Here is an 11,596-nt window from a genome sequence, read left to right on the forward strand (position 1 = left end):
GCCGTCACTCCCTGCCCGTCAGTCCCCACGCGTCCTCATCGGGCTCGTCGTCGGCTTCATCGTACCCGCGCGTCATGTCCCCCACCGGGTCGGCTCCGTAGCGGTCGCCGTCGTCTGACGGCGCGGACGTGGGCGCAGCCGGTGCAGCGGTCGTACCGACGAGTCCGGCGCCGGTGGCGGGCGCTGCAGCGGCGGGCGGTTCCTCGCCCCGGAGCTTCGCGAGCACCGACGGCAGCTGGTCGGCCGTCACGAGCACGTCGCGGGCCTTCGACCCCTCGGACGGCCCGACGATGTCGCGCGACTCCATCAGGTCCATGAGGCGGCCGGCCTTGGCGAAGCCCACGCGGAGCTTGCGCTGCAGCATCGAGGTCGAGCCGAACTGCGTCGACACCACTTGCTCGACGGCGGCGAGCAGCAGCTCGAGGTCGTCGCCGATGTCCGCGTCGATCTCCTTGCGCTCGACCACGGCCTGGACGTCCTGGCGGTACTCCGGGCGGGCCTGGCGCGTGACGTGCTGGACGACCTCGGCGACCTCGCTCTCGTTCACCCAGGCACCCTGCACGCGCAGCGACTTCGACGACCCCATCGGCAGGAAGAGCGCGTCGCCCTGCCCGATGAGCTTGTCGGCACCGGGCTGGTCGAGGATGACGCGGGAGTCGGTGACGCTCGTGACGGCGAACGCGATGCGCGACGGGACGTTGGCCTTGATCAGACCGGTGATGACGTCGACCGAGGGCCGCTGCGTCGCGAGCACGAGGTGGATGCCCGCGGCACGGGCGAGCTGGGTGATGCGGACGATCGACTCCTCGACGTCGCGCGGGGCGACGAGCATGAGGTCGGCGAGCTCGTCCACCACGACGAGCAGGTACGGGTACGGCTTGAGCTTCCGCTCGCTGCCCGCCGGCAGGACGATCTCGTTGTTCTCGATCGCCTTGTTGAAGTCGTCGACGTGGCGGAACCCGAACGACGCGAGGTCGTCGTACCGCATGTCCATCTCCTTCACGACCCACTGCAGCGCCTCGGCCGCCTTCTTCGGGTTCGTGATGATGGGCGTGATGAGGTGCGGGACGCCCGCGTAGATCGAGAGCTCCACGCGCTTCGGGTCGACGAGGACCATGCGGACCTCGGACGGCTTCGCGCGCATCAGGAGCGACGTGATCATCGAGTTGATGAACACCGACTTGCCGGAACCGGTGGAGCCGGCGACGAGCAGGTGCGGCATCTTCGCGAGGTTCGCCACGACGAACCCGCCCTCGACGTCCTTGCCGACACCGATCGTCATCGGGTGCTTCGACTTGCGTGCGGCGTTCGACCGGAGCACGTCGCCGAGCGAGACCGTCTCGCGATCGGAGTTGGGGATCTCGACGCCGATCGCGCTCTTGCCCGGGATCGGCGACAGGATCCGGACCTCGTTCGAGGCGACGGCGTACGACAGGTTCTTCGACAGCGCCGTGACGCGCTCGACCTTGACGCCGGGGCCGAGCTCGATCTCGTACCGGGTGACGGTCGGGCCGCGCGAGAAGCCGGTGACCTTCGCGTCGACCTTGAACTCGGTGAGGACACCGGTGATCGCGGCGACGATGTCGTCGTTCGCCTGGCTGCGGGCGACCGACGGCGAGCCGGAGCTCAGGGTGGTCGCGGCCGGCAGACGGTACGGCGCGGACGGGTCCTCTTCGGCAGCGGCGACGGGCGGGAGACCGTCGTCGGCAGCCTCCGGGACGTCGTCGGCCGGGAGGGACGGGGAGACCACCGGGGACACGGCCGCGTCCGGACGGATCACCTCGGTCGCCGCGGGACGCTCCGGGACGGGTGTCCCGAAGTCGCGGAGCGCCTGCTCGGCGTCCTGCAGGTCCTGTTCGACGGAGTCGTTGAGGTTCACGGACGCCGGCTCGGCGGGCGTGTGGTCGATCAGCCCGGCCGCCGCGCCCGCGTTCGGGTTCGGCGCTGCCGCGGCTGCCGGCACCTCGGGCACCGTCGAGGTCGCGCCGGTGATCACGGGGCTGTCGTAGGCCGGGTCTTCCTCGCGCCCGGACTTGTTGCGGCGCCACCAGGGAATCGTGCCGCCCTCGGTCTCGTCGTCGGCAGCGGCCTTGTCGTCGTCGAAGCCGAGGTCGTCGAACAGCTGGAAGTCGGTGTCGCCCTTCTTCCCGCGCTTGGAGGACTTCGCGCGCGGCGCTGGGGCCTCGGCCACGGCGTCCTCGGTCTCGGCGGCGGGGGCCGGCGCGCCGAACAGGTACGCGTACAGCTCGTGCAGGCGTCGGCCGAGCTTGTTCGGCGGCGTCTTGGTGATGATGAAGAGCGAGAGGACGAGCAGGACGATCGCCACCGGGACGGCGACCCAGGCGGTGGCGATGGTCACGAGCCACCCGATGACCACCCAGCCGATCACCCCGCCGGCAGCGGCGAGCGCGGGCATGCCGTCCGTGGCGCTCGGCTGGCCGCCGAAGACGTGGCAGAGCGAGGCGATCGACACGAGCAGCAGCCCGAGGCCGATCCCGATGCGGGTGTTGTCGTGCACCGAGGCCGGGTGCCGGAAGAGCCAGCCGGCGAAGACGACCATGATGACGGGGAGCGCGAAGGCCAGCCGTCCGAACAGCCCGCCGAACGTGTAGGCGTCGAGTGCAACCGAGACGGAGTTCGTCGGGTTGAGCCACTCGACGACCGCGCCCGCGATCGCCAGGACGAACAGCAGGAACGGGAAACCGTCGCGGCGCTGGTCCTTCTCGAGGGTCTCCTGACCGAGCAGGCGGAACATCGCCCCGACGCCGTGCGCCATCGCCAGCCAGAAGGTCACGAGCGGGTTCTGCTCGCGGAACACCGGTGTCGGTGCCGCCTGCGGGAGCTTCTTCGTCGTGGCCTGGGTGCGCGACGTACCGCGCGTCCCGCTTCCACGGGACGACGAGGACGCGCGCGAGCGCGTGGTCGACTTGGTGCCTCCGGCCATGGGCAGAACCCTAATCCCCTCCCAGGACAAACCAAGGGAGGCCCGCCGGAGCGAACCCACCGCACCCATCCCAAGCGCCCTCCCAGGACGAACCAAGGGAGGCCCGCCGAGCGCGAACCCACCGGTCAGTAGCGGATCGCGTCGATCACCTTCACGCGCACGGCCAGGATCGCCGGCAGGAACCCGGCGAGCGCACCGACGGCCACGGCCGACCCGACGCCGATCAACGCGGCCTCGAGCGGGAACGGCGCTCCCCCGACCTCGACACCGCTCGTGATGAGTCCACGGACGGTCTCGTTCCCGAGCACCGCGGCGCCGATCATCACGCCGATGCCACCCGCGACCAGGGTGCCGAGCACGTTCTCGAGCAGCACCGCGACGAAGATCCGCCCGGCCGAGGCGCCGACCCCGCGCCGGATGCCGATCTCGCGGATCCGCTGCCGGACGCTCACGAGCGAGACGTTGAGGAGCCCGAGCCCGCCGAGCACGAGCACGAGGACGGCCACGCCTGCGATGACGTAGCGCATCGCTCCGAGGGGGTCTCCGTCCACCGAACCCGCGGCGTCCATCCGCCCGGCGTCGACCTGCATGCCGTTGCCGACGGCGCGCTCGGCGTCGCTGGCGATCCGGTTCGCGAGGGCCTTCGCGCCCGACTGCGGGATCCACACCTCGAAGGTGCGCTGGTTGCCGTCGTCGGTGCCCGCGGCCACGCTCGACGTCGCCGTGGAGTTCGCGAGCTGGTAGAACATCGGCTCGGTGTCGAACTCGGAGGACGCGTACTCGCCGACGACGACGGCGGTCACCCCCGGGGTGCCGGTGAGGCGGACGGTCGGGTGCGTGACGACGTCGGCACCGCCGAGCCGGTCGAGGAACGCCTGGTTCACCACGATCGCCGGGGCGAGTCGCTCCCGGTCGGCGGCGGTGAACCACGAGCCGGACGCCATCCGCAGCCGGTGCATCTCGGCGTAGGGCGGGTCGACGGTCATGCCCTGCACCTCGGCGACGCCGTCCGGGAACTGCACGCGGCGCGAGGTGTAGCTGGCCTCGGTGGCGTACCGCACGTCGTACCGGTCGGCTGCTGCTCGCAGTTCGCGGTCGAGCGTCACGGCGTCGGCCGCGGCGGCGGCTCCGGTCCCGTCGCCCGACGATGAGGCTCCGGTGAGGCTGTAGGTCGCGGCACGCCCGCCGTACTGCTCGCTGAAGGCCGCCGTCACGCGCTCGGCGAGGGAGCCGAACCCGACGACGACCGCCAGGGACGCCACGGCGATGGTGACGCCGATGAGGCTGAGGACGACACGGCCGCGGTGGACCCGGAGTTCCTGCCAGGACTCGACGAGCGTCCCGACGACGGTCGTCACGACGCGGTTCACGAGGTCACCGCCGGAGCGGCGGCGCCGACGGTACCGGAACCGACGACCCCCAGAGCGGCCGGGTCCACGACCACCCCGTGGTCGATCCGGTGCACCACGTCCGCCCGTGCGGCGACCGCGGGGTCGTGCGTGATGGTCATGAGAGCCGCCCCGGTCTCGGTGGCGACGGTCTCGAGCAGTTCCATGACGATCCGGCCGGTGTCGACGTCGAGGGCGCCGGTGGGCTCGTCGGCCAGGATCAGCCGCGGCGCCCGGACGAGCGCGCGGGCGATCGCGACGCGCTGCTGTTCGCCGCCGGAGAGCCGGTGCGGTTGGGTGTCGGCTCGATCGGCGAGTCCGACGCGGTCGAGCATCTCGAGCGCGAGCCGGCGCCGTTGCCAGAAGGCCCGGCCGGTGGCGTAGAGCAGCGGGACCTCGACGTTCTCGAGCGCCGTGCGGCCCTGCAGGAGGTTGAACTGCTGGAACACGAACCCGACGTCGTCACCACGCACGCGGTCACGGCGGAGGGACCCGGCGCCGCCGACGTCGACGCCGTCGAACTCGTGCACGCCCTCGGTCGGGGTGTCGAGCAGCCCGAGCACGTTCAGCAGTGTCGACTTGCCGGAGCCGGAGCGTCCGACGATGGCGACGCGGCTGCCCGCGTCGACCTCGAGGTCGACGCCGCGGAGGATCTCGAGCGGTGAGCCGTCCGGCAGCTCGACCGACTTCCGGAGCCCACGGACACTGACCAGCGGCGCTGCGCGCGGCGTCACGGGGACACTCATCCCATCACCACGGAGCCGTCGGTCGCCTCGTCGTCGGAGACCTGCTCCTTGCCCGGGACGAACTGCAGGACGGTGTCGCCCTCGGCCAGGCCGGACTTCACCTCGACGCTCTCGCCGTCGTTGAGCCCGAGCGCGACGGCCTTCTCGGCGCGCTTGCCCGCATCGTCGACCACGGTGACGATCCCCTTCTGCGCGGTCCCCTGCACGGCCGTGGTCGGCAGCGTGAGGACGCCAGCGGCCTTGCCCGCCGGGACGGCCACCGTGACCTCGAGTCCGGGGAACACCGTGACGTCGCCGGGCACGTCGCACGCGAGCTCGGTGCCACCGGCCGCCCCGGACGCACCGGAGTCGTCGCCGGACTCGTCGGACGGGGCGTCCCCGCCGGCAGCGGCGCTGGTGAGCGCGAGGTTCGTGCACGTGAACGGCGCCGGGCCGTCCTTCACGGTCACGGTCGCCTCGGACGGCCGCGAGGTCAGGCGGTACAGCTGGGCGGCGTCGAGCGTCGCGGTGGCGCGGTACCGCTCCGGCGCCACCCGGGCGACGGTGTCCCCGACGGCGACGGGCTGCTTCGTGACGAGGTCGAGCCCGGACACGGTGCCGGACGCCGAGGCCACGACGGTGGAGAACGTGATCGTCGGGGGCAGCGGTTCGCCGTCGTCGGTCGTACCGGTCGACGGGGTCTCCACGCGGACGTCGATGACCGGCGCGCCCTGCTCGACGTGCGCGCCGTTCGCGACGAACACCTTGTTGACGGTGCCCTCGACCGAGGACCGCACGGCGGTGGAGGCGACGCTGCGGATGGTGCCAGTGGCCTCGACGTCGTTGACGATGTCGCCCTTCGTCACGGTCACGGTCGGGTCCTCGATCTGCCCGGTCGGGACGGTCTCGGCCTCCTCCGGCTGGGCCGCGAAGAACGCGAGGCGGACGAGGGACACCGCGATGGCGGCGAACACGAGGAACTTCAGGCCGGGCCACACCCAGCGACGCAGGACGGTCACCTCGGCACACTATTGAGTGACATACCGACGGAACATCATCCTGTGGGATGAATCAGGATGGCCGACAGGCGGGGCGCACCGGACGCACGCCGTCGGCTCGCGCCCGCCACGGGGTGCGAACGCGACTGGAGGCCCGGTGCACGTCCGTCAGGAACGTGCACCGGGCCTCCAATCCGGCTGAGCGCGGCGCGCTACGCCTCGATGACCACCGGGACGATCATCGGCCGGCGACGGTGCTTCGTGTTCACCCAGCGGCCCACGGTCCGGCGCACGACCTGCTGGAAGGCGTGGCTGTCGCGGGTGCCGTTCGCGGCCGCCTCGGCGAGGGCCTTGGCGATCTGCGGACGGACCTCGTCGAAGACGGACTCGTCCTCGGCGAAGCCGCGCGACTGGATCTCCGGGCCGACGACGCACTGGCCCGTGGTGAAGTCCACCGCCGTGAAGATGGAGATGAAGCCCTCTTCGGCCAGGACGCGGCGGTCCTTGAGGTCGGCGTCGGTGATCTCGCCCACGGTCGAGCCGTCGACGTACACGTAGCCGATGTCGAGCTGTCCGGCCACCGTGGCGACGCCGTCCTTCAGGTCGACGACGATGCCGTCCTGCCCGAGGATCACGTTGCGCGGCGGCACACCCGTCTGGATCGCCAGGTCGGCGTTCGCGTACAGGTGGCGGTGCTCGCCGTGGACCGGCAGGACGTTCCGCGGCCGCAGGATGTTGTAGCAGTAGAGGAGCTCGCCGGCGGACGCGTGGCCGGAGACGTGCACCTTCGCGTTGCCCTTGTGCACGACCTTCGCGCCGAGCTTCGTCAGTCCGTCGATGACCCGGTACACGGCGTTCTCGTTGCCCGGGATGAGCGACGAGGCGAGGATGACGGTGTCGCCCTCGCCGATCTCGATCTGGTGCTCGAGGTTCGCCATGCGCGCCAGCACGGCCATCGGCTCACCCTGCGAGCCGGTCGACATGTAGACGATCTGGTCGTCGGGGACGTTCTTCGCCTTCTTCGTGTCGATGAGCACGTTCTCCGGCACCCGCAGGTACCCGAGATCGGCGGCGATGGTCATGTTGCGGATCATCGAGCGCCCCATGAACGCGACCTTGCGGTTCGCGGCGGCGGCGGCGTCGAGGACCTGCTGCACGCGGTGGACGTGCGACGAGAAGCTCGCCACGACGACCTTCTTGCGGGCGCGCGTGATGATGTTCTCGAGCACCGGTCCGATGTCGCGCTCCGGCGCGGTGAACCCGGGGACGTCGGCGTTCGTCGAGTCCGGCAGGAACAGGTCGACGCCCTGCTCGCCGAGGCGAGCGAAGGCGCGGAGGTCCGTGATCCGGTCGTCGAGCGGGAGCTGGTCCATCTTGAAGTCGCCCGTGTGCAGGACCCGACCGGCGGGGGTCGTGATCGAGACGGCGAGGGCGTCCGGGATGGAGTGGTTCACGGCCACGAACTCGAGGTGGAACGGGCCGAGCTGCTCGGTCTGATCCTCGGCCACGACGAGCGTGTACGGCTTGATCCGGTGTTCCTTGAGCTTCGCCTCGACGAGCGCGAGGGTCAGCGTGGAGCCGATCAGCGGGATGTCGTCGCGGAGCTTCAGGAGGTACGGGACGGCGCCGATGTGGTCCTCGTGACCGTGCGTGAGCACGACCCCGAGGACGTCGTCGAGGCGGTCCCGGATCGGCGCGAAGTCCGGCAGGATCAGGTCGACCCCGGGCTGGTGCTCCTCGGGGAAGAGCACGCCGGCGTCCACGATGAGGAGCTTGCCCTCGTACTCGTAGACGGTCATGTTGCGACCGATCTCGCCGAGTCCCCCGATGGGGATCACGCGGAGGGTGCCGGCTTCGAGCGGCTGCGGTTCGGAGATCTGTGTGGGCATTCGGTCCTACGGATTCGGGCGACGTGCGTGCTGCACGCCGCGGTGTTCGCTAGCGGGTGGTGCCTGGCACCTTCGGAAGAGCGCCGCCGGCCGCAGCGTTGCGGTCGGGGCGGAAGTTGGAGAAGTCGGCGCCCGGGATGTCCCGGACGGCCTCGAGCGAGGTCTCGATGGCGTACGCCTCGGAGTCCTCGGGGCCGACGAGCGGCAGTCGGACGCGCGGGCTGCCGATGCGGCCGAGCCCGTGCAGGACGTACTTCGCCGCGACGGTGCCGGGCACGTGCGTCATGATCGCGCGGACGAGCGGCTCGACGCGCTTGTGCTCGGCGGTCGCGGTCGCGAGGTCGCCCCGGTTCACCGCGTCGACGATGGTGCGGTACGGCGTGCTCGTGATGTTCGCGGTCACGCCGATGAGCCCCGTGGCGCCGATCGACAGGTGCGGGAGCACGTTGGTGTCGTCACCGGAGAAGTACATGAGGTCGGTGTTGTTGAGCACCCGGGAGACCTCGGCGAAGTCACCCTTGGCGTCCTTCACGGCGAGGATGTTCGGGTGGTGCGACGCGCGCACGATCGTCTCGTACGTGATCGGGATGCCGGTGCGGCCGGGGATGTCGTACAGGATCACCGGCAGGTCGGTGGCGTCGGCGATCATCCGGAAGTGCGTGAGCACACCCGACTGGGTCGGCTTGTTGTAGTACGGCGTGACGATCATCACGCCGTCCGCGCCGGCCTTCTCGCTCTGCTTGTACAGGTGGATGGCGTGCGCGGTCTCGTTCGAGCCGCCGCCCGTGATGATCTTCGCGCGGCCCGCGGCGACGGACTTGCCGACCTCGACCAGTCGGAGCTTCTCCGGGTCGGTGAGGGTCGACGTCTCGCCGGTCGTACCGGTCACGACGATGCCGTCGGCACCGGCGGTGATGCAGTCGTCGATGTGCTGCTCGACGCCGGGCCAGTCGACCTCGCCGTCAGCCGTGAACGGGGTCACGAGGGCGACGAGGACCTGGCCGAAGGGATTCTCACGCGGGGACACGGGCACCAGCGTACCGGGGATGCGGGCGAGGGCGGCCGTCCGCGTGGACGGTCACGTCCACGGCGCACCGCGCCCCCGTCCGAACACCGCGCCCCGGTGTGGCGGGGCGCGGTGTTCGGAGCGGGGCGCGATCACCCGAGCACCGTGCGCTACGCGCGACGGCGCCACTCGAGGAAGCGGTAGCGCACGCCGGTGCGGGACGTCTGCCACGGGCCCTCGTCGACGAGTGCCCAGCCGTCCGCCTCGGCGAGCGCCGGCGCGACCGTGTCACCGGGGACCTCGACGTCGATCACCGTCTCGGACACCCGGTCGGCGAAGGGCAGCCCCGCCGCGTACACCTGGCCGCCGCCCATGATCCAGACGGGTTCGTCGGTGTCGAGCGCGGTCGCGAGGTCGTGCGCGACATCGGCCCCCGCGGCCTCGTCCGTCCCGGCCCACGACTCGTCACGGGTGAGCACGACGTTCCGGCGCCCGGGCAGGGGCCGGAAGCGCTCCGGCAGCGAGGCCCAGGTTCGGCGGCCCATCACGACGGTCGCGTCGCCGGTCACCTGCCGGAAGTGCGCGAGGTCCTCGGGCACGTGCCACGGCATCCCGCCGTCGGCGCCGATCACGCCGTTCGTCGAGCGGGCCCAGACCATGCCGACCCCGCGCACGGGCTCGGTCCAGTCGGTCCCGGGCATCAGACGGCGACCGCGGCCTTGATCGCCGGGTGGTGGTGGTACCCGACGACCGTGAAGTCCTCGTACTCGTAGTCGTCGATCGAGTCGCGCGGGGCGAGCTCGAGCGTCGGGAGCGCGTACCCCGTGCGGGACAGCTGCTCCTCGACCTGCTCGACGTGGTTGTCGTAGACGTGGCAGTCGCCGCCGGTCCAGACGAACTCGCCGACCTCGAGCCCGGTCTGCGCCGCGATCATGTGCGTGAGCAGCGCGTACGAGGCGATGTTGAACGGGACGCCGAGGAACATGTCCGCGCTCCGCTGGTACAGCTGGCACGAGAGCTTGCCGTCGTTGACGTAGAACTGGAAGAACGCGTGGCACGGGGCGAGCGCCATCTCGGGGATGTCCGCGACGTTCCACGCCGAGACGATGAGTCGTCGCGAGTCCGGGTTCGTCCGGATCTGCTCGATGACCTGCGCGATCTGGTCGACGTGCTCCCCCGACGGCGTCGGCCACGAGCGCCACTGCACGCCGTAGACCGGGCCGAGATCGCCGTCCTCGTCCGCCCACTCGTTCCAGATCCGGACGCCGTGCTCCTGCAGCCAACGGGCGTTGCCGTCGCCGCGCAGGAACCAGAGCAGCTCGTACGCCACCGACTTGAAGTGCACGCGCTTCGTCGTGACGAGCGGGAACCCCTTCGCCAGGTCGTAGCGGAGCTGTGCGCCGAACAGGCTGCGGGTGCCGGTACCGGTGCGGTCGCCCTTCGGGGTGCCCTCCGTGAGGACGCGGCGGAGCAGGTCCTCGTACGGGGTCGGAACGGAGGCGTCTGGCTGCACGGTCTCGGTCACACGGAGAGCCTACGACGAGCCGGAGACATCCACGGGCAGGAGACTTCGACGAGCACTGAGTAGCGTGGACGACATGACGACAGAGCCGCTCTCGATCCTGGTCGCCGGTGCGTCCGGCTTCATCGGGACCCCGCTCGTCCGCGCGCTGCGCGAGGCGGGACACCACGTGACGACCCTGGTCCGGCGTGAGCCGCACACGGCGACGGAGTTCCGCTGGTCCCCCGGCAGCCGGAAGCTCGACCCGGCGATCCTCGACGGCGCCGACGTGGTGATCAACCTCGCCGGCGCGAACATCGGCAAGCTGCCCTGGACCGAGACCTACAAGCAGGAGATCCTCCGCTCGCGGGTCACCGCCACCGAGACCCTGGTCGAGGCGATGCGTCACGCCACGAACCCGCCGGCGCTGTTCCTGTCCGGCTCGGCCTCGGGTGTCTACGGCGACCGTCCCGCCGACGTGCTGCAGGACGACGCGGCCGCCGGCACCGGGTTCCTCGCCGAGGTCTGCACCGCGTGGGAGGCCGCCGCGAACGCCGCTCCCGAGGGCGTCCGCGTGGTCACCCTGCGCACCGGCATCGTCGTCGGGAAGGGCGGTGGCGCGCTCGCTCCCCTCGTGCCGCTCACGAAGGCGGGGCTCGGCGGTCGTCTCGGCACCGGCGGGCAGCACTGGCCGTGGATCGCACTCGAGGACGAGGTCGGCGCGATCGTGCACCTCGCGACGAGCCCGGACGCCGCCGGTGTCAGCGGTCCGGTGAACCTCGCCGGCCCCGAGGCCGCCGTGGCCGACCGCATCACGAAGCGCGTCGCCGAGGACCTGCACCGGCCGTACCTGTTCCGGATCCCGGAGTTCGCGCTCCGCCTGCTCCTGCAGCAGGCGGCGGACGAGATGCTCCTGTCGAGCCAGCAGATGGCGCCGACGAAGCTCCTCGAGTCCGGCTACGCGTTCCGCTACGCGCGTGCCGAGGACGCGGTCGACGCCGCGTTCTGACGCACCCACAGACCGGACTGGAGGCGGGGGGGGGGCGGGGGGCCCCCCCCCCCCCCCGGGGCCCCCCCCCCCCGGGGGGGGGGGGGGGGGCGCCGCCCCCCCCCCCCGCGGGGGGGCCCCCCCGAAGCGCCCCCCC

At 71.4% G+C, this 11,596-nt stretch carries 9 protein-coding genes; 1 reads left to right on the top strand and 8 read right to left on the bottom strand.

Annotated features, from left to right (window positions below; translation table 11 throughout):
• Window positions 1-4: 4 nt before the first annotated feature.
• The 8 genes from ABIC61_RS17935 to ABIC61_RS17970 all read right to left on the bottom strand — a co-directional run bounded on the left by ABIC61_RS17935 (window position 5) and on the right by ABIC61_RS17970 (window position 10,475).
• Window positions 5-2,944 (bottom strand): FtsK/SpoIIIE family DNA translocase, encoded by a 2,940-nt coding sequence (locus ABIC61_RS17935; protein WP_354031002.1) that lies wholly within the window; start codon window positions 2,942-2,944, stop codon window positions 5-7.
• Between the two features lie 125 nt (window positions 2,945-3,069).
• On the bottom strand, window positions 3,070-4,314 hold the full coding sequence (locus tag ABIC61_RS17940; protein ID WP_144754636.1) for an ABC transporter permease: 1,245 nt from the start codon (window positions 4,312-4,314) through the stop codon (window positions 3,070-3,072).
• Window positions 4,311-5,066: an ABC transporter ATP-binding protein gene (locus ABIC61_RS17945; protein ID WP_440130714.1), complete on the bottom strand. Its 756-nt coding sequence runs from the start codon at window positions 5,064-5,066 to the stop codon at window positions 4,311-4,313. Before ABIC61_RS17945 ends, ABIC61_RS17940 begins: the two co-directional genes overlap by 4 nt.
• Window positions 5,067-5,074: 8 nt before the next feature.
• Window positions 5,075-6,076, bottom strand: coding sequence for a permuted SH3 domain-containing protein (locus ABIC61_RS17950; protein WP_354031003.1), 1,002 nt, complete (start codon window positions 6,074-6,076; stop codon window positions 5,075-5,077).
• Between the two features lie 191 nt (window positions 6,077-6,267).
• Window positions 6,268-7,944, bottom strand: coding sequence for a ribonuclease J (locus ABIC61_RS17955; RefSeq protein WP_354031004.1), 1,677 nt, complete (start codon window positions 7,942-7,944; stop codon window positions 6,268-6,270).
• A 49-nt stretch (window positions 7,945-7,993) separates the two neighbouring features.
• Window positions 7,994-8,971 carry a 4-hydroxy-tetrahydrodipicolinate synthase gene (gene dapA / locus ABIC61_RS17960; RefSeq protein ID WP_144754648.1) on the bottom strand — a complete coding sequence of 326 codons (978 nt, stop codon included), beginning with the start codon at window positions 8,969-8,971 and terminating at the stop codon, window positions 7,994-7,996.
• 149 nt (window positions 8,972-9,120) lie between these two features.
• Window positions 9,121-9,651 carry a dihydrofolate reductase gene (locus tag ABIC61_RS17965; RefSeq protein ID WP_354031005.1) on the bottom strand — a complete coding sequence of 177 codons (531 nt, stop codon included), beginning with the start codon at window positions 9,649-9,651 and terminating at the stop codon, window positions 9,121-9,123.
• On the bottom strand, window positions 9,651-10,475 hold the full coding sequence (locus ABIC61_RS17970) for a thymidylate synthase (RefSeq protein ID WP_260852665.1): 825 nt from the start codon (window positions 10,473-10,475) through the stop codon (window positions 9,651-9,653). Before ABIC61_RS17970 ends, ABIC61_RS17965 begins: the two co-directional genes overlap by 1 nt.
• A 73-nt stretch (window positions 10,476-10,548) precedes the next feature.
• Between ABIC61_RS17970 and ABIC61_RS17975 the strand changes: the two genes are divergently transcribed.
• Window positions 10,549-11,460 (top strand): TIGR01777 family oxidoreductase, encoded by a 912-nt coding sequence (locus ABIC61_RS17975; RefSeq protein WP_354031006.1) that lies wholly within the window; start codon window positions 10,549-10,551, stop codon window positions 11,458-11,460.
• Window positions 11,461-11,596: the final 136 nt, after the last annotated feature.

It is taken from the genome of Curtobacterium sp. 1544 (assembly GCF_040544915.1).
In the GTDB taxonomy this organism is placed as follows: Bacteria; Actinomycetota; Actinomycetes; order Actinomycetales; family Microbacteriaceae; genus Curtobacterium; species Curtobacterium pusillum_C.

Bases quoted from the DNA above. Each gene is read 5' to 3' on its own strand.
- ABIC61_RS17935 (WP_354031002.1), bottom strand. From the start codon at position 2,944: ATGGCCGGAGGCACCAAGTCGACCACGCGCTCGCGCGCGTCCTCGTCG.
- ABIC61_RS17955 (WP_354031004.1), bottom strand. From the start codon at position 7,944: ATGCCCACACAGATCTCCGAACCGCAGCCGCTCGAAGCCGGCACCCTC.
- ABIC61_RS17965 (WP_354031005.1), bottom strand. From the start codon at position 9,651: ATGCCCGGGACCGACTGGACCGAGCCCGTGCGCGGGGTCGGCATGGTC.
- ABIC61_RS17975 (WP_354031006.1), top strand. From the start codon at position 10,549: ATGACGACAGAGCCGCTCTCGATCCTGGTCGCCGGTGCGTCCGGCTTC.